Origin of the sequence: Bacillus haimaensis (assembly GCF_048270625.1) — a bacterium.
Classification (GTDB): Bacteria; Bacillota; Bacilli; order Bacillales; family Bacillaceae_I; genus Sutcliffiella_A; species Sutcliffiella_A haimaensis.
Genome location: NZ_CP158164.1, coordinates 2625399 through 2647076, shown reverse-complemented (window position 1 = coordinate 2647076; position 21678 = coordinate 2625399). Strand labels below are relative to the sequence as shown.

The 21678-nt window shown below is 42.9% G+C and carries 20 protein-coding genes; 10 read left to right on the top strand and 10 right to left on the bottom strand.

Annotation, left to right across the window (positions count from 1 at the left end; all coding sequences use genetic code 11):
• Positions 1-392: 392 nt before the first annotated feature.
• Complete coding sequence (locus tag ABN702_RS13505) at positions 393-644, top strand: hypothetical protein (RefSeq protein WP_386641517.1); 252 nt, start codon at positions 393-395, stop codon at positions 642-644.
• A 45-nt stretch (positions 645-689) separates the two neighbouring features.
• Here the strand turns inward: ABN702_RS13505 and ABN702_RS13500 are convergent, their stop codons facing one another.
• The 7 genes from ABN702_RS13500 to ABN702_RS13470 form a co-directional block, all read right to left on the bottom strand.
• Positions 690-2168 (bottom strand): phytoene desaturase family protein, encoded by a 1479-nt coding sequence (locus tag ABN702_RS13500; RefSeq protein ID WP_417897348.1) that lies wholly within the window; start codon positions 2166-2168, stop codon positions 690-692.
• Positions 2165-3310 carry a glycosyltransferase gene (locus tag ABN702_RS13495; RefSeq protein WP_417897347.1) on the bottom strand — a complete coding sequence of 382 codons (1146 nt, stop codon included), beginning with the start codon at positions 3308-3310 and terminating at the stop codon, positions 2165-2167. The genes ABN702_RS13500 and ABN702_RS13495 overlap by 4 nt, the downstream gene beginning before the upstream one ends.
• On the bottom strand, positions 3288-3953 hold the full coding sequence (locus tag ABN702_RS13490; protein ID WP_417897346.1) for a lysophospholipid acyltransferase family protein: 666 nt from the start codon (positions 3951-3953) through the stop codon (positions 3288-3290). Before ABN702_RS13490 ends, ABN702_RS13495 begins: the two co-directional genes overlap by 23 nt.
• The gene (locus ABN702_RS13485) at positions 3922-4710 is read right to left on the bottom strand and encodes a carotenoid biosynthesis protein (protein WP_417897345.1); all 789 of its coding nucleotides are present in this window, start codon (positions 4708-4710) and stop codon (positions 3922-3924) included. Before ABN702_RS13485 ends, ABN702_RS13490 begins: the two co-directional genes overlap by 32 nt.
• Before the next feature lie 131 nt (positions 4711-4841).
• Positions 4842-6215, bottom strand: coding sequence for an ammonium transporter (locus tag ABN702_RS13480; RefSeq protein WP_417897344.1), 1374 nt, complete (start codon positions 6213-6215; stop codon positions 4842-4844).
• Between the two features lie 24 nt (positions 6216-6239).
• Positions 6240-6581, bottom strand: a complete 342-nt coding sequence (locus tag ABN702_RS13475; protein ID WP_386641534.1) for a P-II family nitrogen regulator — start codon at positions 6579-6581, stop codon at positions 6240-6242.
• Between the two features lie 209 nt (positions 6582-6790).
• A complete protein-coding gene (locus tag ABN702_RS13470) occupies positions 6791-8152 on the bottom strand; it encodes an MATE family efflux transporter (protein WP_417897343.1) in 1362 nt (453 codons plus the stop codon).
• A gap of 118 nt (positions 8153-8270) precedes the next feature.
• On the opposite strand from ABN702_RS13470, the gene ABN702_RS13465 reads away from it, so the two are divergent.
• Positions 8271-9143: an AraC family transcriptional regulator gene (locus ABN702_RS13465; RefSeq protein ID WP_417897342.1), complete on the top strand. Its 873-nt coding sequence runs from the start codon at positions 8271-8273 to the stop codon at positions 9141-9143.
• Between the two features lie 76 nt (positions 9144-9219).
• Here ABN702_RS13465 and ABN702_RS13460 read toward each other — a convergent pair whose 3' ends face one another.
• Positions 9220-10980, bottom strand: a complete 1761-nt coding sequence (locus tag ABN702_RS13460; protein WP_417900903.1) for an alpha-glycosidase — start codon at positions 10978-10980, stop codon at positions 9220-9222.
• Between the two features lie 439 nt (positions 10981-11419).
• Between ABN702_RS13460 and ABN702_RS13455 the strand changes: the two genes are divergently transcribed.
• From ABN702_RS13455 to ABN702_RS13435, 5 genes are all read left to right on the top strand, one after another.
• Positions 11420-12715 (top strand): sugar ABC transporter substrate-binding protein, encoded by a 1296-nt coding sequence (locus ABN702_RS13455; RefSeq protein ID WP_417897341.1) that lies wholly within the window; start codon positions 11420-11422, stop codon positions 12713-12715.
• Positions 12716-12797: 82 nt separating this feature from the next.
• Complete coding sequence (locus tag ABN702_RS13450) at positions 12798-14090, top strand: ABC transporter permease subunit (protein WP_417897340.1); 1293 nt, start codon at positions 12798-12800, stop codon at positions 14088-14090.
• Positions 14090-14932, top strand: a complete 843-nt coding sequence (locus ABN702_RS13445; protein ID WP_417897339.1) for a sugar ABC transporter permease — start codon at positions 14090-14092, stop codon at positions 14930-14932. The genes ABN702_RS13450 and ABN702_RS13445 overlap by 1 nt, the downstream gene beginning before the upstream one ends.
• Before the next feature lie 98 nt (positions 14933-15030).
• The gene (locus ABN702_RS13440; RefSeq protein ID WP_417900902.1) at positions 15031-16578 is read left to right on the top strand and encodes an alpha-amylase family glycosyl hydrolase; all 1548 of its coding nucleotides are present in this window, start codon (positions 15031-15033) and stop codon (positions 16576-16578) included.
• A gap of 101 nt (positions 16579-16679) precedes the next feature.
• On the top strand, positions 16680-17699 hold the full coding sequence (locus ABN702_RS13435) for a LacI family DNA-binding transcriptional regulator (RefSeq protein WP_417897338.1): 1020 nt from the start codon (positions 16680-16682) through the stop codon (positions 17697-17699).
• 305 nt (positions 17700-18004) lie between these two features.
• Here ABN702_RS13435 and ABN702_RS13430 read toward each other — a convergent pair whose 3' ends face one another.
• Positions 18005-18868, bottom strand: coding sequence for an SDR family oxidoreductase (locus ABN702_RS13430; RefSeq protein WP_417897337.1), 864 nt, complete (start codon positions 18866-18868; stop codon positions 18005-18007).
• 96 nt (positions 18869-18964) lie between these two features.
• Between ABN702_RS13430 and ABN702_RS13425 the strand changes: the two genes are divergently transcribed.
• Together ABN702_RS13425 and ABN702_RS13420 are read left to right on the top strand one after the other, a co-directional pair.
• Complete coding sequence (locus ABN702_RS13425) at positions 18965-19492, top strand: GNAT family N-acetyltransferase (protein ID WP_417897336.1); 528 nt, start codon at positions 18965-18967, stop codon at positions 19490-19492.
• On the top strand, positions 19489-20043 hold the full coding sequence (locus ABN702_RS13420) for a GDSL-type esterase/lipase family protein (RefSeq protein WP_417897335.1): 555 nt from the start codon (positions 19489-19491) through the stop codon (positions 20041-20043). The genes ABN702_RS13425 and ABN702_RS13420 overlap by 4 nt, the downstream gene beginning before the upstream one ends.
• A gap of 44 nt (positions 20044-20087) precedes the next feature.
• On the opposite strand, the gene ABN702_RS13415 is transcribed toward ABN702_RS13420, so the two are convergent.
• Positions 20088-20579 (bottom strand): YajQ family cyclic di-GMP-binding protein, encoded by a 492-nt coding sequence (locus tag ABN702_RS13415; protein ID WP_417897334.1) that lies wholly within the window; start codon positions 20577-20579, stop codon positions 20088-20090.
• 159 nt (positions 20580-20738) lie between these two features.
• On the opposite strand from ABN702_RS13415, the gene ABN702_RS13410 reads away from it, so the two are divergent.
• Positions 20739-21605 (top strand): S1 RNA-binding domain-containing protein, encoded by an 867-nt coding sequence (locus ABN702_RS13410; protein WP_417897333.1) that lies wholly within the window; start codon positions 20739-20741, stop codon positions 21603-21605.
• Positions 21606-21678 lie beyond the last annotated feature (73 nt).

The window sequence follows — 21678 nt, the reverse complement described above, 5'->3', positions numbered from 1 at the left end:
AATCAACAGGGGCGGCAGGTAATGCATAGCGTCTCCACTGTATTTTCGTATTTTCATTTCTCATGGTGTATATCTTTTAAATGAGGGTCTTTGTTAAAAATGGTGTTGATTTTCTGTATCTAGCTGTTGATTGGAGCAATAGGCGAAGACTCCTGCGGGAGGAAGCGTTTAGTTGAGACCCCACAGGCGAAGCCGAGGAGGCTCAACAAACGCCCCGCGGAAAGCGCAGCCTAGTGCGGAAATCAACAGCGGTGTTTAAAGAAGACTGTTTTATATGCATCATTACTGCTATATAAAATGAGGATAAATAACACCTATTTTATAGAAAAATATGGTATGATTAGGTAAATAATTATGGATGAAAATTGGCTGGTTGAGGTGGGGTGGATAAAATGAAGCTCAAAACACTTTTGTATCTTTCATCTTCTGTCATAGCTTTATTAGTAGTGAATCTAGTGGATAAGTATTATGATGAAATGTCCTTATTGGTCAGCTTTGGATTGCTATTGGTGATTCATTTTATCCTATTCTACTTGATCGATGTCATTTTACAGAAGAAAGAAAGAGCTGTTGGAAAGGGTACGGGGATCACCTACATCTTCTTTCTTTTCTGTGCTTCGATTTCAATTGTCTACTTGATATGATAAAAAGGCTGCAGCGCCCTGTAAAAGGAGTGACTGCAGCCTTTACTATGCATTCCATTCTCTGACAATCGCGTCCGCCACATTCATCCCGGATAATGTAACCATCGGCGAACCGCCGCCTGGATGGGTGGAGCCTCCTACAAAGTAGAGGTTACCGATATCTTGAGCTTTGTTCCTTGGACGGAAGAAAGCATCCTTTTTCCTGTTGGAAGCGACACCATACAAAGCCCCTTTATAGGCTCCAAATTGGGATTGTATATCTTCTGGCGTTATCAGTTTTTCCTCCAAGATTTGGCCGTTGATGGATACACCCTGCTTCTCCAAGGTCTTATAAATTAGCTCCTTGTATCTTTCCGAAAAACCATCCCTTACACTTTCCTTCTTTACTGCAGGGGCATTCGCCAAAATGAAGAGATTGTCTCCGCTTGGACCTTTTTCCGGCTCTGTAACAGAGGAATTGCTTATGTAGATAGTAGGACTTTCAGGATATTTCCTTTCTACAAAAAGTTCCTTGAACTCTCTTTCATAGTCGGAGGAAAAATAGACCGTATGATGAAGCAGCTGTTTATTTCGTGTGTTCAGGCTGACAAGGGCAACAAATGCAGAAATGGACGGTTCAAAGGAGGCGGCTTTTCGGTCTGAAAAACGTGGGCGGTCCTTTTCCTCTACAAGCGCAGGATATGCTGCAAGCAAATCGGCATTCATGACAACCAAGTCGCATGGGAAGGTTTCCCCATCTGCGACTTCTACTGCTACCGCCTTGCCATTTTTGACTTGTATACTTGTCACTCGGCAGTCTGTACGAATCGTCACACCTGAAATCTTTGCGACTTTCTCAAAAGCTTCAGCAATTTTCCAGTTCCCGCCCCTCGTGTAATAAACCCCTTCCACAAGCTCCAAATAAGCGATCAAGGCAAATGTTGCAGGAGATATATAAGGGGATGAGCCTATATAAGTGGCATAGCGGTCAAGGGCCTGCAAAATAAATGGATCCGAAAAATACCTGCGATAGAAATGGTGCAGCGATTGCAGGGGACGAACCCTGGCAAAGGCGGTGCCAAGGCCTGGTGACAGGTAATCCGTGTTGGATGTAAAGCTTTTACGGAAAAATTGCGAACTTCCAAGCTGGTAGAGTCTTGTAATTTCTTTGATAAAGGATTCATAGTTCTTCGCACCTGTCGGATCCAACCTACTTAACTGATCCTTCATCTTTTCCTGATCAGAACTGAAATCAAGAACCTTTCCATCAGAAGAGATGTTTCTGGTGTGGGTGTTCAGTTTGATGAAATTCAGATACTCATCGGGATTCTCCCCGCTAAGCCTGATGACCTCGCGGAACACTTCCGGCATGGTAATGGTATTCGGTCCAAAATCGAAATGCGCGTCGCCGAGATTTACCTGCATCAGCTTTCCGCCAAGATGACGATTCTTTTCAAGGAGTGTTACGTCAAAACCTTTCGCTGCAAGGGAAATGGCAGAGGATAGTCCACCAAGCCCTCCTCCGATTACCACAACCTTCTTCATTTATATGCACGTCCTTTCCATAGGTAATGTTCTTTTTTCAAGCTTTTCCACATGGAAGCATGCATGATGACCATAAAAGCGAGTGCGCTTAGAGGCAGTAGCAGACAAAGAAAGGCTTTTTGCTTTGTTTGCAGATCTACATAGAGCTTTTGAATCCATATAAGTAATAATGGGAGGATATACCAGTATCCGTAGTATGGAGCAAGTAAAGCCAATGGCAAGGGTAAGAAATAAAAGATCGAATAAAAAATCGTTAATCCAGCCACAATCCAAGGTGATCTTCCTATTCCGATATAGATATTCTTTAAAAAGCCTGACCACACCTCTTCATTGGTCTCATACATATGGCATGTCACATACGAAGTTGGATTTACCAGTTTTACTGCAAAACCGTGCTGTTTCATCACTCTTGCCAGATGGACATCTTCGACAATGGAGTCCCATACTGCGCGATGCCCTCCAACAGCAAGATAGGCGTTCCGCTCAAAAAACATGAAAGCGCCATGTGCTGCTGTGGCCTGTTTGTAGCCGGAATAATTGGCTAGGGCCAAGGGTAGATGAAGCCAAATGACAAAATGCTGCATGGGAACAAGCAATTTGCTTAACCACGAGGTTACGGGGAAACGTGGGAAGCCAGTGACGAGCTTTACCTTTTCTTGTTCGAAAAAAGGTAGAAAGTTCTCAATAGTATCTGGGTTCAGTCTTGCATCTGCATCGAGGAAAAGTAGAAAGTCCCCGGATGCATTCTCAGACAATTGATGGCAAGCATGCACTTTACCTGCCCACCCCTTTTTTAATGGTACCCCTTCTATAAGGCGGAAACGTTTATCATTCAACGTCTGAGCTTTTGCCAGGGTGAGAGTGGAGTCTGAGGAATGATCATCCAAAAGGATGCATTCAACCTTAGCGTAGGTAAGCTTTTGCAGATTTTGAATCAGGGGGATGACATTCCTCTCTTCGTCTCTCATGGGAACCAATATGGACACTAGTGGTGTATAATCCGGGATAGGTTTCTGGAACCGGGGAAAAAGAGGCCGTTTACCATCATCCCTATTAACGAAAGGAGAAGAAAAACTGATAAGAATATGACGAGTTGCTCCATTGTATTTCCCCTCCAGGCTATAAAAGATTCTCAAAATCACCCGTGTTTTCCATGATCACGTCGTGTTTTAATTGATCCAGATGATTTGTAAATAACCCCTCCAGGGCAATATTCTTCTCTTTGGATGAATTCCCAGGCAGATCAGTTGCCGTTATCGCACCGGATACTCTGATATGAATGTCGGGCTTTCGCTCTCTCCCGAAAGAATAGTAGAGGCATACAGGTACGATTGGTATGCTAGTGTTTTTGACAATATGAAGGGCACCTGACAGAAATCCCAAGGGCCGAATTTCCTGATGCCGTTCGTCTCCTTGGGGGAATAGCCACAACGTCTTGTTTTCTTGTAATCTTTCTTTTGCGTACTGCAGCGAAAGCACAATATCCTTAGGGTTCTGCCGATTGACGGAGAATGCCCCGATATTACGGAAAAAAGGGTAGTCCTTGATTCCCTTTTCGTGCATCATTACATAGCTCTCCTGCTTGATGATGTGGCGATTCAGGTGGAAGACTACCAGCGCGTCCCACCATGTACTATGATTGACGACAAATAAGCATGGGGAGGAAGGAATGGGTACGTCTGCTCCTTTGGAAAAAAACATTCCCCGAAAATGAAACTTTAAGAAACGCCTATTGAACTGATCAAATAAATAGTCAAATGCTCTGCTTTTTTTTGCTGGTATCATGAATGAACTCCTTGTTTTTTTTCGTTCCGGCATAAAGGAGGAGGGCAGGTATGACTGTAGCGAAGAACGCCAGATATAATTGCGAGGATAATGCAATCATGCAAAACATGCCCACCATCAGTCCGTATAGTACATACATATTCTTTTCCCAATAAGCATTCTCCTTTGAAGAAGTATGGGAAGTGAAAAGCAGTAGCATCAGATGGAAAAGTAGGGACAAACCAAACCAGCTGTAGAAATTGAACATAGGGATGTTATAGTAAAAGCTTTCTCCACTCCAGATCCAATATTCCTTTGCAATAAATGCGACGGGGTCGATGATCAAATCGAGCACTACTGTTGCCACGGCTGCCACAACAGCTTTCCACCATAAAGGGGAAGCAGGGAGGATGCGAAGGGCAATTACATGTGATGTAGCAATAACCATCACCCATGCAAAACCGATTGTGATTGGCACATCAAAAAGCATCGGGCCAAAATAGGAGTTGTAATAATAGTCTCCGAACAGGAATCCATACTTGACGCCAATGTGCTCTGCAGCAATGGAAGAAAAAAAGACGATAAAAGTGAAGAGCAGCCCGAAGATTTTATAGTTTTTGAAAAAATAAATCGCACCTAGTGAGCCTGCTGTCACAAGAAATACCACATTCGCCCACTCCAGCCAAGAAGGGAGAAGATCGAATGTTAACAGAATCACTCCGCATATGTACCATAGAATAAAAAAACGAAAGACATTCCTCTCCCATTTACTGACCATTTACTATCACCTCTAGGGGAATTATACCACTTTGATTGAATGTTTGTATATGTTTTGTATACATCAAAAAAGCGATCCAAACGGAATGGATCGCCATTGTCGATTACGATGATTGACTTAATTTTTTCATGTTAAACTTGCTTGGCTTTCTGTTTGGTGCTTCCCAGGTTGTTTAACCGGTGGACAAGACCCGTTCCGAATTCCGGTGCAGAGCTGTTATCAGAGAAGACCGATTCTCTGAGCTCGTATGCGGAGGAACCGTGCTCAGCAAAATCAAGACCTGAAATTTCTTCTTCCTTTGTAACGCGGATACTGGCGAAGCGGGTAACAAGGAAAAGGAAAGCGGCTACTGTTGCTACGGTCCATGCTATTACCGCCAAGATACCTATTGCCTGAATTCCCAATTGACTCGCACCGCCGCCATAGAAAAGTCCGGTTGAAGTGGAGAATAATCCAACAGCAAGTGTACCCCAAATGCCGCACACTCCATGAACTGCAATGGCCCCTACAGGATCATCCAGTTTTAACACTCTGTCAATGAAGGAAACCGATTCAACCAGAATCACACCTGCGATTATACCGATTATGATGGCGCCAATCGGTGAAACATCACCGGTACCTGCAGTGATCCCTACCAAACCTGCCAATGCTCCGTTCAGCGTAAGGGAAGCATCCACTCGCTTATAGCGCAACTGAGAATAAAAAGCGGAGGCGATTACACCTGCAGAAGCCGATAATAGGGTGGTCGTAATGACATGTGGGATAAGCTCGGGATCAGCAGCCAGCGTGCTCCCACCGTTAAATCCGAACCATCCGAACCAAAGAATGAAAACTCCCAGTGCACCTAAAGGGATATTATGGCCCGAAATGACATTCACTTTGCCGTTTGAATATTTGCCAAGTCTGGCGCCTAAGAATCGGACCGCCACAACAGCACCGAGCGCTCCAGTCAGATGCACGACCGTGGATCCCGCAAAGTCAGTGAAGCCCATTTCCGATAGCCAGCCTCCGCCCCATACCCAATGTCCTACAACTGGATAGATTAAAGCTGTCATCACAACCGTGATAAGAATATAACTGCTAAGCTTCATTCTTTCTGCCACTGCCCCGGAGATAATTGTTGCGCATGTGGCAGCAAACATTGCCTGGAAGACGAAGAAGCCGATGTCCCCTTCACGTCCTGAAAGAAAGAAGCCTTCTGTCCCTATGAAGCCTCCTGAAGATGAGCCGAACATAAAGGCATATCCCACAGCCAAATAGAGGATGGAACCGATGGAAATGGTAAGAAAGTTTTTCATCAGGATATTAAGAGAGTTCTTGGAACGTGTAAACCCTGACTCCACCATCGCAAACCCTGCATGCATAAAGAATACGAGCAATGCACCAATCATGATCCAAACCATATCCATGGAAATACTCAATGTTTCCACTGTCGGAGCTTGGGCATGTGCCGTAGAACCAAGCAATAAGCCGCCTGTCATCAATAAACCGATTTTCTTTTTCATATAGATCAACCCTTTCTGTAATGGTTAGATAATTGCAAGTTTGCCAGTTTCCCCAGTACGAATACGAATAGCATCTTCGATATGGTAGATAAATATTTTTCCGTCTCCTACAGAATTGGTGCTGCATGTTTCCTGGATGATCTGGACGATTTCATCGACAAACTCCGCTTCTACGACCATTTCGACTTTTACTTTCGGGAGAAGTTTAATTTCAAACGTATTGCCCCGGAACACACCCTGCTGTCCTTTTTGCTGACCGCATCCTGCCACCTCGGAAACGGTCAGGCCGTTTATCCCTACTTCCTCGAGGCGTTCACGAAGGCTGCGAAATGTTTCTGGACGAATGATTGCTTCCACCTTTTTCATTATCATCTCTCCTTTATATCCAATGTTATATTTCCTAACATCATATGGTATGTTTATTATCATATTTCATATTCATTCACTTTGCAATACGAATTTTCGAAAAATTCAGTCGAAAGCGTTTACAACTGTGTAAGGAATCCTGACAATCATTTGGAAACATTAAAAAACACCCCCCTATATAAGGGAGTGCATCTGTTATTTGTATTCTATTAAGAAGCATTTTTCGATTCTGATACAACAAAAGATTTATTTACCCAGACTTTTGACCTCCAGCGTCGAAGCATGATCAGGCCTCTGAGCCATTCATCCATGATCATGGCAATCCAAACACCAACTAGCCCTAGTCCGAAATGGATTCCAAGCACATAGGAGACTGTTACGGCTATACCCCACATGGATAGGATTCCAACATAAACAGGGAACTTTACATCCCCTGCAGCACGCAGCGAGCTGATGACCACCAAATTAAAGGAGCGGCCGGGCTCCAATATGATCGTAAGGAGAATCAAGGTGCCTCCAAGTGTGATAATATCAGGATTCGTAGTGAAAAATCCTAAAAGGGTATCAGAAAATATCGCAATCGGTACCGCGGTAAGGATGCTTATCAAAATTGCCAAACGCAAGCTTTTTATGCATCGATTATAGGCATCCTCTATATTGCCCGCGCCGATCTGGTGGCCAATCATGATTTGCGTACCTTGACCGATGGCAACACCGAAGAGGAAAATGAACATCATCAAGCTTTGTGCATATACCTTGGTGGTTAACGCTTCCGTTCCGATCATCACGATGAAAAAGGTGATGACGATCTGGGAGGTATTATAGGAAAGATGCTCTCCCGCTGAAGGAATGCCGATTTTCAAAAGATTTTTCAAATGGTCCACCGGTAGTTGGAAAATTCTTTTGAAAGGAAGTGGCTCTTCAATCCGTTTAAATAGCAAGACTGAAATGACGATAAGCCCAAGTGCGCGGCTCACAACGGTCGAAAGGGCAACTCCCTCCACTCCGAGTACAGGAATTCCGAATGGCCCGAAAATGAACAGGTAATTACCGACGACATTCAGGATGTTCATTCCAATCGTTACATACATGGCATCCCGGGTAAATCCGTAGCTTCTGATAGTGGCTCCCATTGTAATGACAAGTGCCTGGACAAATGAGAATACCCCAACGATTTTCAGGTAGGAATCAGCCTCTGCCAGGAGCTCCGGAGGAAGATTCATTAGCAACAGTAATTGTGAACTGAATCCAAAAACGATCAGGCTTATGACAATACTGAACACAAGGTTGGCCCCGAGGGATACTACGGTCACTTCAGAGGCTAGGGTTCTATTTTTTGCCCCGAGGTACTGAGCGACCAGAATGGATGTACCCGTAGCAATAAAGCCGAACATGACAATAAGCATGAAAAGCAGTTGATTCGCAACTCCGACGGCGGCTACTGAGTCATCAGAGTACTGGCTCAGCATCAGGATATCTGCATTTCCCATTACCATATGCAATAATACTTCTATGAAAATTGGCCAGGTTAAGGCGAAAAGGGTCAATTTTTTCGTGTTTATTTCTTTCATTACGTTACTCCTTTTGATGATTCCGACATAAAACAATTTATAGTTTAACCGGATTTTATTATAATAGAAAGAGATGATTTCGATACTTATTGGAGTATTACGACTTGAGGTGTAAAGAATGTCAATGATTGCGCTTTCGATTCCTCCTTTCCCGACTTTTATCAGAGGGGGAGAATTCACCTTCCAGAAGGGGAAGAGCCACTTTTCCAGAGTGTTTACCGTCTTTGATCTGCTATATGTAACAAAAGGAACACTCTATATGCAGGAAGATGAAGAAAAATTTGAAGTGAAAGAGGGCCAGTATGTAATTTTGGTTCCGGGAAAAAGGCATACCGGATACAAAGGATGTGATGAGGATACCACGTATTTCTGGCTTCACTTTGTCATTCCGAATGATGAGTATCAAGTAGTGGACACAAAGGAATTAGATTGGTCCTATGTCTATAAAAAGGAGCCGACATTCATTGAACCTGGCCACTATCGGTTTCACATCCCGCAGTATGCCGAGGTGAAAAGAAGAGAGATTGTGGAACAGCAGCTTGAAAATATGCTGAGTATCAGTGACGGGGATGCACATCTACCGGATGACTATCTGAAGCAGCAGATCTATTTTTCGGAATTCATTTTACAGCTTCAAAAAGAAGCGTTTTCCATCCCCAGCGCGACAGAAAAGGTATGTGAGCTGGCCATGAAGCTGATACAGGAAAACTATCAGAGTCCTATAAGCATGACATGGTTGAAGGAAGAGTTGAATTTTCACCCGGATTACATCACAAGATGCATGCAAAAAACGATAGGGATCAGCCCTGTACAATATTTGACCCATTTCAGGTTGCATCAGGCAAAACGACTGCTGGTGGAAACGGAATATAAAGTATCCACGATTTCTCGCGAAGTAGGCATAGAGGATGTCACCTACTTTTCCAAGCTGTTTAAAAAGATGGAAGGGACGACGCCGATGGAATATAGGAGACTGGTTCATCGGAAATAGGTTGACCGTGGGTAAAATTAAAAAAGCCTCATCCGCAAGCAGCGATGCATGCAGATAAGGCTTTTTTCACTAATACTTATTTATAAGATAAAATCTGAAAACCGTATGCAGGAAGCTTTGCCTGCAGGATCTCTGCATCAGCAGCAAACTCCTCATCGTTCCAAATATCATGCAACACTTTTCCTTGAGTCCCATCAGGCAGAGTCACAACCAATTCCTGATCACTGTTATTAACGATGAACAAGATTGTTTCGTCATCTGATGTTTTTTCGTACATCACGTGATTGGTGTCATTGCTCGCTTGGATAAATCGTATGTCCCCGTGGTTCCCGAATGTCGCACGCTCTTTTCTAAGGTGGGTAAGCTTTTTCACGAAAGCAAACATGTCTTCGTCCTGATCCTCTTTATCCCAGATCATACACTTGCGGCAACCGGGATCTTGCTCGCCGGTCATGCTGATTTCGTCTCCATAGTAAATGCAAGGTGCACCGATGAAGGAAAGCTGGAATAGGAATAAAAGCTTCAACTTGTTCTTGTCATCGTCACAAATCGTTAGGATTCGTGGAGTGTCATGGCTTCCAAGTAAATTGAAGGCTACCTCATTTACGTTCTTAGGATAAGAGTGGAGAACTTTCGTAATGGAATGAGCGAAATCCTCCGCTTTTGTATTGTTTTTTGCAAGATAATCCAATGTTGCAGTTGTAAAAGGATAGTTCATGACTGCATCAAACTGGTCGCCTTGCAGCCAAGGCATGGAATCGTGCCAGATTTCCCCTAAGATATAGACATCTTCTTTTTCAGCTTTCACTGCTTGTCTGAATTCTCTCCAGAACTGGTGGTCCACTTCATTTGCTACGTCCAGTCTCCAGCCGTCGATGTTGAACTCTCTTACCCAGTAGCGTCCCACTTCAAGTAAATAGTCTTTCACTTCCTGGTTTTCCGTATTTAATTTGGGCATATCCGATACGAAGGCAAATGCGTCATAGTTCGGCTTTGGCTTCGTTTGAACCGGGAAGTCCCAAATGTGGAACCAATCTTTATACTTGGAAGACTCTCCATTTTGCAATACATCCTGGAAGGGGGCCCAGTAGTATCCGCTATGGTTGAATACCGCATCGAGCATTACCTTGATGCCATGTTCGTGACAGATTTCTACCAGTTTTTTGAATGTCTCTTTATCTCCGAATTGAGGATCGATTTCCATATAATCGATCGTATCGTATTTATGGTTGGAACGTGCTTTGAAGATAGGAGTAAAATAGATTCCCGTTATTCCGAGGTCCACAAGATGATCGATATGCTCGATAACTCCTTCGAAATCCCCGCCAAACAAGTTGGTTGTAGTAGGTTCAGTACTTCCCCAAGGAAGAGCACCCTCAGGATCATTATCCACATTCCCGTTTGCAAACCTTTCAGGGAAAATTTGATACCAGATAGTATCCTTTGCCCATGAAGGTGCACGGAACACATCCGCTTTATTCAAGAAAGGAAAACAGAAGTATAGACCGCAATCCTTCGGTTCTTCTTCATAGAATCCTTTTTCTGTAAGTGTCAGATTTTCTTCCTTTGAAGTAAGGGAGAAACCGTAGCGGAGCCTTCTGAATTCAGGGGATACTTCTGCTAGCCAATAGTCATATAGATCATCTGAGCCTGATTTTGTCATAGGTGTTTTCGTCGAGATCCATTCGGAATTTTCCCATACATATGGATCACCATGGATCAATTCCACCGAATCTACATCATTCTTCTTTGTCTGAAGACGAATGTGAAGAGTGGTGTCGTTGTATGCGTATGCAAAATTGTTTTTAGGGCGATGGTAGATCGCTTCTTTCAGCATCATGTATTCAACCTCTCCTTTATGCAATCGCTTGCATCTAATGTGAGAAAAAAATGGTTGAAATAGCTTCATTGCCATTTTATTCAACATAACCTTATGTCAAATTGAAATCGTTGTCAATGAAAAGCAGAGCAGAACTGGAGATGCGGTGAAAATGTGTTGGACAATCCTCTGGATGATTCATTATCAAAATGATAGGAAGCCATGTGTATCAATGGTTTATCGATAGATACATAGTTTTGAAGAAGTTCATCTCTATAAATATATCAAATTTTTTTAAAAAACAGGTTGTCAATTGGGCGATTACATGTATAATAAAAAGTGAAAGTTGTGCAATCGTTTTCACGAAAATGTAAGCGCTATATGATTTCGCTTACATAATAATGCAACCGCTTGTACAAACTAGTAAAAGACATACTTAAATGACGGAGGGGTCAATATGAAGAAGTTCCTAGTAATGTTAATGGTTGCGGTTCTTGCTCTAGGCGTTCTTGCTGCTTGTGGTCCACAGCGTGACAGAAACGCTGGAGAAGGCAACGGCAATGCTGCAAACAATGGTGAAGGCACGACAACTGAAGGTGTAGAAAAACCAGAAAAGCTTACAGTTTGGGTAAATGATCAGGAAGAACAAAAAGCTGCTCTACAAGAAATTTTTGATGCTTACACGGAAGAAACTGGAATTAAAGTAGAAGCTACTGGAATTTCCATGCTTGACCAAATCGAAGTATTAGCGCTTGACGCTCCATCTGGAAAAGGTCCAGATATTTTCTTCCAACCACACGATCGTATCGGTGATATCGCTCTTCAAGGTTTAGCTGATCCTATCGACTTAGGTGAAGATGCTGCGAAATACAGCGAAGCAGCTATGGACGCAGTAACTGTTGACGGAGAAGTATACGGTGTACCTCATGTTATCGAAACTTACGGATTATTCTACAATAAAGACCTAGTATCTGCTGAAGAAGTTGCTACTATGGAAGGTTTAATGAAAGTTGCTGCTGATCAAACTGATCAAGGTGCAGACAAATACGGATTTTTAATGGAAGCTACTAACTTCTATTTCATCTATCCTTTCTTCGCTGGTAACGGTGGATATGTATTCAAGAACGATGGTTCTGGCTTCGATGCTAAAGACATCGGTCTTGCTAACGAAGGTGCAGTTGAAGGTGGAGAATTGGTACAATCTTGGTTCTCTAATGGCTATATCCCGAAAGAAATCAATGGAGACATCATGAATGGTCTATTCACGGATGGAAAAGTTGCTTCTGTCATCACAGGTCCTTGGAATATCCCAACTTATAAAGAAGCTTTAGGGGACAAATTAGGTACTGCAACATTACCTAAGCTTGACAATGGCGATGTTCCTAAATCTTTCGTTGGTGTTAAGACTTGGATGCTGAGCTCTTACTCTGAAAACCAAGAGTGGGCCATCGACTTGATGAAGTTCGTAACTAACTACGACAATGCAATGAAATACTACTCTGCTGCTGGTGAAATGCCTGCCCTTCAAGAAGCTCTTGACAGTGATGAAATCGCTAACGATGAGTTAATCGGTGCATTCGCTGAGCAAACTCAATACGGTGAGCCAATGCCAAACATTCCACAAATGCAACAAGTTTGGGAGCCGATGGGTTCTGCACTTCAATTCATCGCAAACGGTGACAACGTTGCAGACGTTCTAGCTGAAGCGAAACAACAAATTGAAGATAATATTGCTGCAAGTGGAGCACAGTAACAATTAAGAGTTAGAAGTTGGTGGATAGATGAAGCTTGAAGCTTGTCTATCCACTATTATTCTTTAAGAAGGAGGATCTGCTATGCCTGAGACAGCAACAACTACAATGCGGAAACATAACCCGACCTTAGCCATGATCCTTTCCATTTTGTTTGCAGGGTTAGGTCAACTGTATAACCGCAGATATGCGAAAGGTATTGCATTCATTATCATCGAGGCTTCATTTTTAATTACATTCTGGAACTTTCTTTCCTGGGGATACTGGGGAATTTTTACACTAGGTGAAATTCCAAAAGTTGACCACTCCATCTTTTTATTGATACAAGGTTTAATCTCGATTATCCTTACTGTTTTTGCGGCTGCATTATACTATTTAAATGTCATGGATGCTCGCAATAATGCAATCGATATCAAAAATGGAAAAGAAAAACCATCCGTCAGAGAAGGCTTGAAGAACTTCTATGACACTGGATTCCCTTATTTCATGGTAATACCAGGACTTATTATGCTTGTTTTCATCGTTGTATTACCATTATTTTTTATGGTGTCCCTGGCTTTTACGGACTACAATTTATATAATTCTCCACCTAGGAATTTATTGAGCTGGGTAGGATTTCAGAACTTCACTAATCTGGTATCGATTCCACTTTGGAAATCCACATTCCTTAGCGTATTCTCCTGGACGATTGTATGGACTGTTGTCGCAACTACAGCTCAAATTGCTTTAGGTCTTTTCTTAGCGTTGCTTGTTAACGACCCCCGTGTTAAATATAAACGCTTAATTCGTACAATTTTAATATTACCTTGGGCAGTACCTGCATTTGTTACCATTCTGATCTTCGCGGCAATGTTCAATGATCGTTTTGGAGCAATCAACCGTGATATCTTGGGAACAATCGGCATGGCTCTACCGTGGTTGACTGATCCATTCTATACAAAAATTGCAATAATCATGATACAGACATGGCTTGGCTTCCCATTTGTTTTTGCACTATTTACCGGAGTCCTTCAAAGTATTTCAAAAGACTGGTATGAAGCGGCAGATGTAGATGGAGGAACACGCTTTCAGAAATTCCGTTACATTACGATGCCACACATTCTTTTTGCGACTGCTCCGTTACTTATCATGCAGTATGCTGGAAACTTCAATAACTTTAATATCATCTATCTATTTAACCAAGGTGGGCCGGCGGTACGTGGACAAAATGCTGGCGGATCGGATATCCTTATCTCCTGGGTTTACAAATTAACGTTCGAGACGAATAACTACAATATGGCCGCAGCAATATCCATTCTGTTAGGTTTGATAGTTGCTGGATTCGCTATCTTCCAGTTCCGACGCACTCGTTCGTTCAAAGAGGAGGGTAATATCTAATGAACGCTAAAACCAAATCAAAACTCGAAGTATCTTTCATCTATCTATTTATTGGGTTCATGTTCATCATTATTGCCTACCCGTTATTATGGACGATAGGGTTATCACTGAATCCGGGTACTAGTCTTTATTCCGCATCAATGATACCTGAAAACTGGTCATTAGTTCATTACAAATGGCTCTTTACTTCTCCTCAAAGTGATTATTTACTTTGGTATAAAAACAGTATTATGGTAGCTGTAGCTAATTCGTTCTTTTCCGTATTAGTGACTTCCTTTGTAGCTTATGCATTTTCACGTTACCGTTTCCGTGGAAGAACTTATGGTTTATATGCGTTTTTGCTATTGCAAATGTTCCCGGCATTAATGGCTATGGTTGCAATCTATATCCTTTTAAATCTGATTGGATTGGATGATTCTTTGATTGGATTAACCTTAGTTTATATTGGTGGTCAGATACCATTCAATGCATGGCTTGTAAAAGGCTACTTTGATACAATTCCAAAAGAATTGGATGAAGCTGCACGCATGGATGGTGCAGGTCACTTTGGCGTGTTTTTCAGAATCATGCTGCCACTTGCAAAACCTATCTTGGCGGTAGTTGCATTGTTTAACTTTATGGCACCTTTCACGGACTTCCTATTACCACGAATCATTTTAAGAAGTCCAGAGAAGTTTACTCTTGCATTAGGGCTATTCAACTTTATTGCCGATAAGTTTGCCAACAACTTTACCCGATTTGCAGCAGGTTCCATACTTATCGCAATCCCGATTGCGTTGATGTTCCTATTCCTGCAGCGTTATCTGATTGCGGGATTAACTGCCGGTGGTACAAAAGGATAATAATAGTATATAATCGTTTATGGAAAGCAAAGGTTCTTTTAATTGAAGGAACATATAGCGAAACTACTAAAACGATTTAAGGGAGGGAAGCGGAATTGATGAAAAGAGTGATGGGGCTCATTCTCATTCCGTTTCTTCTTTTTTCTGCATGGTTCGTACAACCAGTTCAACCTGTAAAAGCTGAAAAAGAAGAACACGCATGGCAAGATGAGATGATCTATTTTATTATGATTGACCGCTTTAACAATGGAGACACTACTAATGATTTCACTGTGGACCGAGATGATCCGAAAGCCTATCATGGCGGGGACTTTCGTGGAATTATAGAAAAGCTTGATTATATCAAGGACATGGGGTTTACCGCATTATGGCTGACACCCATTGTGAAAAATGAGGATAAGGGCTACCACGGCTACTGGACAGAGGACTTCTATGATACCGAAGAGCATTTTGGAACGATAGAAGAATTCAAAGAGCTTGTAAAAGAAGCGCACAAACGTGACATTAAAATCATTGTGGATATCGTGGTGAACCATACAGGCTATCAACATGCCTGGTTAAAGGAACCCGACAAAGCTGATTGGTTTCATCCAAAGAAGGATGTAAGAGACTGGGAGGACCAGGATGAGGTAGAGAATGGCTGGATCTATGGCTTGCCTGACTTGAACCAGGAAAATCCCGAGACTCGTCAGTATTTACTGGATATGGCTAAATGGTGGATTGAAGAAACTAATATCGATGGCTATCGACTGGATACCGTTAAACATGTCCCGAAGGAATTCTGGACTGAATTCGCACAGGAAATGAAATCCGTTAAGGAAGACTTCTTTTTAATAGGAGAAGTCTGGAATGATGATCCACGTTATGTGGCTTCATATGAGGAAACGGGAATCGATTCATTCGTGGATTTTCCTACTTATAATGAAATAACTCGTGTATTCTCAGCACCTGATCAGTCCCTGAGCAGATTGGATACGGTATGGGCACATAACCAGAACTTCTACTCCAATCCATATGTCATGGGGAAATTCATCGATAATCATGATGTGGAGCGCTTTACAAGAGAAGCAATCAAGAAAAAACAGTATCCGCCTGCAAGAATAAAGCAGGCACTCGCATATCTCTATACAGCTCCTGGTATTCCAATCGTGTATTATGGTACGGAAATTGCTCTGGATGGCGGACCGGATCCGGATAACCGCCGTGATATGAACTTCCGTTCGGAGCAAGAGATTGTGGACTATGTAACCAAGCTTGCAGAACTGAGAAGCAGCATGCCGACATTGACACATGGAAGCTTTGAAATGCTCTATGAAGAAGGCGGTATGGCCGTTTTCAAGCGTGAATATGAGAAAGAAACGACTATTATTGCACTAAATAATACAACAGGCACTCAAGTTGCCCCAATTAAACAGGACATGATTGGTGAAGAGCTTGAGCTTCGCGGCACCCTGAGTGATGAGCTGGTCCGCAATAGCGACGGCGAATACTTGATCAGCCTGGACCGTGAAACCGCGGAGATATACACGGTAAGCGAGGATTCAGGTATGAATGTTCCATTCGTTGGAGCAATGGCACTTATATACGGTGGCTTTATCGCATTCATTGTGGCTGCTGTAGTCCGACGCAGAAAAAAGAAAGAATAACTTTTTGTGGATACATTTTCATTTATTGAAGATGTTCCATGTTGATAAATGTATCCGTTTACAATTTTTTAGTTTCATTTCAAAAGGGAGGGGATAGGTGCATGGCAGTTACGATAAAAGATGTAGCAAAGATTGCCAATGTTGCACCTTCCACAGTTTCTCGCGTGATCGCGAACAGTCCGCGCATAAGTGAAAAAACAAAAAAACGCGTGAGAGAAGCAATGGAAGAGCTTGGGTATCATCCAAACTTTATCGCTAGGAGTCTGGCAAACCAAACCACACAGGTTATTGGTCTTGTGATGCCGGCTTCAGCTGATAAAACATTTCAAAATCCTTTTTTTCCGGAAGTGCTAAGGGGAATAAGTACGGCCGCACACGAAAAGCAGTATGCACTTCAAATGTCCACCGGGGAAACAGCAAACGAAATTCTCGACGGTGTGATGCAGATGGTGCAGGGACGCCGAGTAGACGGGATCATTCTGCTGTACTCAGCAGTTGAGGATAAAATAATCAAGTATTTGCAAAAAGAGTGTTTTCCGTTTGTCGTGATTGGGAAGCCTTTTGAGCAAGTTGAAGAGATTACACATGTAGACAATGACAATTACCGGGCAGCCAAAGAAGCGACCGAGCATCTGATAGACCTTGGGCACAAGCGTGTGGCATTTGTCGGAGGAAGCATCCAGCTTGTGGTGACAATCGACCGACTTCTGGGGTATGAAAAAGCGTTGCGCACAGCGGACATTCCTTACAAGGATGAATACATTATCCACGAGGAATTCCTAAAAGAGGGTGGACAGGAAGCGGTATCCGAACTGCTTAGTTTGGAAGAGCCACCAACGGCCCTCGTGGTAGCCGATGATCTGATGGCATTGGGAATCCTGAATACACTACACGATATGGGAATCGATGTGCCCGAACAGATGTCGATAGTCAGCTTCAACAATGTCCTGTTGGCTGAAGTGGCACGCCCACCTTTGACTTCTGTGGACATCAATATCTTTCAACTTGGGTTTCAGGCAGCGAAAACTCTGATCCAAAAAGTAAAGGATCCAACTGAACCGACGAAACGGATCATCATTCCTCATAGTATGGTAAAGCGCCAAACGTGCAAGGAATACTAATGCAATATAGTGAAAAGCTAGTCTGAATTTCGGACTGGCTTTTTTGTTTTTGAGCGGATGGTTTGGTAGTTTTTTGTTGTAAGAATTTGGGTAATGTTCGATAGAAAGTCAAAAAAGTTCGATAGATCTCAAAAAATGTTCAATAGAGAGCGAAAAAAGTTCAATAGACATTAAAAAAAGTTCGATAGAAACCGAAAAAAAGTTCAATAGGACCCATAGTAACTGAAAATTCAGCTAAGAAAAAGCTTCTCCTGCATGACAGAGAAGCTTTTTCTTCATAACATGCCCTCTATTTCTCTGACCTCTCACCCATTCACAATTTTTCCGCCATTCACATGCAAAATCTGTCCTGTCATATAGGAAGAATCATCACTCGCAAGAAAAACGTAGCTTGGTGCCACCTCTTCCGGTTGTCCAGGTCGCTTCATCGGGGTATTCGCGCCGAAGCTTGCCACCTTGTCGGCTGAAAAAGTGGATGGAATCAATGGCGTCCATATAGGACCTGGCGCAACACCGTTTACCCGGATCCCTTTCCCTACCAGCTGCAGCGCAAGGGATCTTGTGAAGGTAACGATTGCACCTTTGGTCGCTGAATAATCAAGCAAGGTTTCATTCCCCGCATAAGCGGTTACAGATGCGGTATTGATAATGGAACTTCCTCCTGTCAGATAGGGCATTGCCGCTTTTGTCAGATAGAAGAAAGAAAATATATTGGTACGGAACGTCTTTTCCAGCTGTTCAGCAGTGATATCCTCTATTGATTCCTGAGGATGCTGTTCTGCTGCGTTATTCACAAGGATATCCAATTTATTGAAGTTGGATATACATTCATCGATGACCCTCTTACAAAACGATTCCTGTCCTATATCCCCTGAAATCAAAAGGCATTTCCGGCCTTCCTGTTCCACTTGCCTTTTCGTTTCATTTGCATCATTATTTTCACTTAAATAGGCTATCACGACATCGGCACCTTCTTTTGCAAAAAGGATGGCTGCTGCACGCCCGATTCCACTGTCACCCCCGGTAATGATGGCGACTTTCCCTTTGAGCTTTCCACTTCCCTTATAGGAAGAATCCTCGGATTTTGGTGCTGGAACCATTTCAGACTCCAGTCCCGGCTGCTGATTTTGATGCTGGGCAGGCAAGGTTTTCTTTGTTTGATTTGACATGTGGACACCTCCAATAATTCTTTCATATTATTGGGAAAACGCTTATAATTTATCCTAACAAAGCTAGAAGATTACAAGAGGAAATGAGGGGGAACGATGGGGGAGATAATAGTTCGTGAGCCAACAAAGGATGATGCTCCATCAATGATTGAACATAGCAGAAGAGCATATTCAGAAAGCAGGAACCTTCTAACCGCACCTGAAGAATTCACTATTACAGTCGAAGAGGAACTCCGCTGGCTTGCAGATATGAGGGCTAAGAACAATCTCGTACTTGTTGCCGAACAGAATGGTCGGATAATCGGAATGCTGAGTGCGCAAAGGGGATCGAGAAAACGGGTCCAGCACAATTGCCAATTCGGAATCAGCATTCAGGAAGCTTTTTGCAATAACGGGCTAGGTACCAGAATGATCAGGATGCTGCTCGACTGGGCTGCCTTGGATCCGATCATTGAAAAGGTCACCCTGGAAGTTTTCTCACACAATGATAGAGGAATACATGTATATGAAAAGCTCGGTTTCAAGGTGGAAGGCAGAAAAGAAAAGCATGCAAAGTTTGATGATGGGACATATGCAGATGAGTATGTCATGGGCCGATTTGTAAAAGGGAGTGGGAATGAATGAAAAGGTTGGTATGCTTTGGTGATAGCATTACGGCAAATGATTACGACGATGAAGGCCGAGAAAGGTTGACACCTCGGATTGCAAAGGCAATTCCGGATTGGAAGGTTGTGAACAGTGGGATATCTGGGAATACCACTGTCGATGCACTACTGCGAATCAAAGAGGATGTTGTGGACCATCATCCGGACCTAGTCATAGTATTACTTGGAGCCAATGATTCTGCCATTCACCGGAACGTAGACATAGAGTTGTACGAAGAAAACCTGAGAAGGATTACCAGGACGATTGGTCCCGAAAAAACATTATTAATCAGTGCAGCTCCTGTTGTAGAGTCAAGACAGGATGCAAGGAAAAATGAAACGCTTCAAGGGTTTGCAAGTGTGGTTGAAAAGGTTGCAGCTGATACAGGAGCACACTATCTTAACTTTTTTGAAAAGATGAGCGGGCATCCAGGCTATGAGGATTTCCTAACGGAGGACGGATTGCATTTCAATTACAAAGGGTATGAATTTCTATCGGAAGCAATTCTGACAAAATTAAAAAGTATCTAAAAAAGTGCCAGGTACCCTGTGATGGGCCTGGCACTATGTATTTTTTAGCGGTAGTTCACAAACTGCAGATCAATATCAAGGTCTGCAGCTCTTAATGCGGCAATAACCTGCTGCAGGTCATCACGGTTCTTGCCCGTTACGCGCACCTGGTCGTCCTGAATCTGGGTTTTTACTTTCAAGCCGGAATTCTTGATGATGGTGTTGATCTTCTTTGTGTACTCTTTATCAATACCTTGAACCAATGTTCCGCGCTGGCGTACAGCACCTTTGGATGCATCCTCGATTTTACCGTATTGGATATTTTTCGTCGGAACATTGCGTTTGATCATTTTGCTTACCAGGACATCCTTCAGCTGGTCGAGTTTGAACTCACTGTCGGAAAGCAGGACAAGTTCCTCCTTCTCCAGTTTGATGTCACTGACAGAGCCTTTGAAATCAAAGCGGTTTTGAATTTCTTTCAAGGCAATATTGATGGCATTTGTTACTTCTGCTAAATCTACTTTTGAAACAATATCAAAGGAGCTTTCTTTAGCCATGGGAAATCCCTCCATTTAATGTTTAAAATTTTACCAAAAGGCAATAGAATAAAAAAACATCGCATTCTGTTCTTAATTATAGTAGAATGAAGCGGTTTGGACAACTTAATGAAAGTCGGGTACACTTTACATAAGAACGGATGAAAAGGAATGGTAGGAATGGCTTTGGAAACAGGTACAGTTTTGGAATTGACAGTGGATAGGGAAACCCCACTTGGATATATGCTTACGGATGGGGAAGAGACCATCCTGCTTCATAAGAATGAAGCGACAAGGGAACTGCAGCAGGATGAAACTGTTGAGGTCTTTCTTTATTCAGATCAGAAAAGCCGCATTACTGCAACGATGACCATCCCTAAAGGTCTCAATGGCCATGAATGGATGGAAGTGGTGGAGGTTCTGCAAGGGCTTGGCGTTTTTATCAATATCGGAATTGCCAAGGATGCATTGATCCCAGAGGATGATTTGCCGGTATTTGAAGATGTTTGGCCAGAAGTGGGAGACCTGCTGTTATGCCGCGTGAAGACAGATCGCAGGGGCAAATTGATTGGTAAGCTTGCGTCCCAGGATGTCATGCTTGAACGCTCCATCAACGCTCCATCAGACATTGTAAATCAGAATGTCCAAGGGACGATCTATCGACTGCTGAAGGTCGGAAGCTATATGATTACCAATGAGGGATATGTCGGGTTTATTCATCACTCTGAACGAAAGGAAGAGCCGAGATTGGGTGGCATCGTCGAAGGTAGAGTGATTGGTGTGAAGGACGATGGTACCATCAATGTCTCCTTGCTTCCACGAAAACAGGATGCCATGGATGATGATTCCAAAGCGATCTTGGATTACCTGGAGATGCGCGGAGGAGCAATGCCATATAGCGATAAGAGTGCACCGGAGGATATCAAAGAACGTTTCCTGATCAGCAAGGCCGCATTCAAGCGTGCTATGGGGAAACTTCTTAAAGAAGGCCTGATCACGCAGAAGGAAGGCTGGACTTATAAGAAGGAAGAGGAAAAAGGTGAATAGTTTTTGCTGTAATGAAGCGCGAGGTGGTGAACCCGCGCTTTTTTGTATGGGTAGGGGCGGAATTTGTTTGGTG

Excerpts from the sequence above, each read along its gene's own strand:
- ABN702_RS13505 (WP_386641517.1), top strand. The coding sequence starts at position 393 with ATGAAGCTCAAAACACTTTTGTATCTTTCATCTTCTGTCATAGCTTTA.
- ABN702_RS13500 (WP_417897348.1), bottom strand. The coding sequence starts at position 2,168 with ATGAAGAAGGTTGTGGTAATCGGAGGAGGGCTTGGTGGACTATCCTCT.
- ABN702_RS13490 (WP_417897346.1), bottom strand. The coding sequence starts at position 3,953 with ATGATACCAGCAAAAAAAAGCAGAGCATTTGACTATTTATTTGATCAG.
- ABN702_RS13485 (WP_417897345.1), bottom strand. The coding sequence starts at position 4,710 with ATGGTCAGTAAATGGGAGAGGAATGTCTTTCGTTTTTTTATTCTATGG.
- ABN702_RS13480 (WP_417897344.1), bottom strand. The coding sequence starts at position 6,215 with ATGAAAAAGAAAATCGGTTTATTGATGACAGGCGGCTTATTGCTTGGT.
- ABN702_RS13475 (WP_386641534.1), bottom strand. The coding sequence starts at position 6,581 with ATGAAAAAGGTGGAAGCAATCATTCGTCCAGAAACATTTCGCAGCCTT.
- ABN702_RS13470 (WP_417897343.1), bottom strand. The coding sequence starts at position 8,152 with ATGAAAGAAATAAACACGAAAAAATTGACCCTTTTCGCCTTAACCTGG.
- ABN702_RS13465 (WP_417897342.1), top strand. The coding sequence starts at position 8,271 with ATGTCAATGATTGCGCTTTCGATTCCTCCTTTCCCGACTTTTATCAGA.
- ABN702_RS13460 (WP_417900903.1), bottom strand. The coding sequence starts at position 10,980 with ATGCTGAAAGAAGCGATCTACCATCGCCCTAAAAACAATTTTGCATAC.
- ABN702_RS13455 (WP_417897341.1), top strand. The coding sequence starts at position 11,420 with ATGAAGAAGTTCCTAGTAATGTTAATGGTTGCGGTTCTTGCTCTAGGC.
- ABN702_RS13450 (WP_417897340.1), top strand. The coding sequence starts at position 12,798 with ATGCCTGAGACAGCAACAACTACAATGCGGAAACATAACCCGACCTTA.
- ABN702_RS13445 (WP_417897339.1), top strand. The coding sequence starts at position 14,090 with ATGAACGCTAAAACCAAATCAAAACTCGAAGTATCTTTCATCTATCTA.
- ABN702_RS13440 (WP_417900902.1), top strand. The coding sequence starts at position 15,031 with ATGAAAAGAGTGATGGGGCTCATTCTCATTCCGTTTCTTCTTTTTTCT.
- ABN702_RS13435 (WP_417897338.1), top strand. The coding sequence starts at position 16,680 with ATGGCAGTTACGATAAAAGATGTAGCAAAGATTGCCAATGTTGCACCT.
- ABN702_RS13430 (WP_417897337.1), bottom strand. The coding sequence starts at position 18,868 with ATGTCAAATCAAACAAAGAAAACCTTGCCTGCCCAGCATCAAAATCAG.
- ABN702_RS13425 (WP_417897336.1), top strand. The coding sequence starts at position 18,965 with ATGGGGGAGATAATAGTTCGTGAGCCAACAAAGGATGATGCTCCATCA.
- ABN702_RS13420 (WP_417897335.1), top strand. The coding sequence starts at position 19,489 with ATGAAAAGGTTGGTATGCTTTGGTGATAGCATTACGGCAAATGATTAC.
- ABN702_RS13415 (WP_417897334.1), bottom strand. The coding sequence starts at position 20,579 with ATGGCTAAAGAAAGCTCCTTTGATATTGTTTCAAAAGTAGATTTAGCA.
- ABN702_RS13410 (WP_417897333.1), top strand. The coding sequence starts at position 20,739 with ATGGCTTTGGAAACAGGTACAGTTTTGGAATTGACAGTGGATAGGGAA.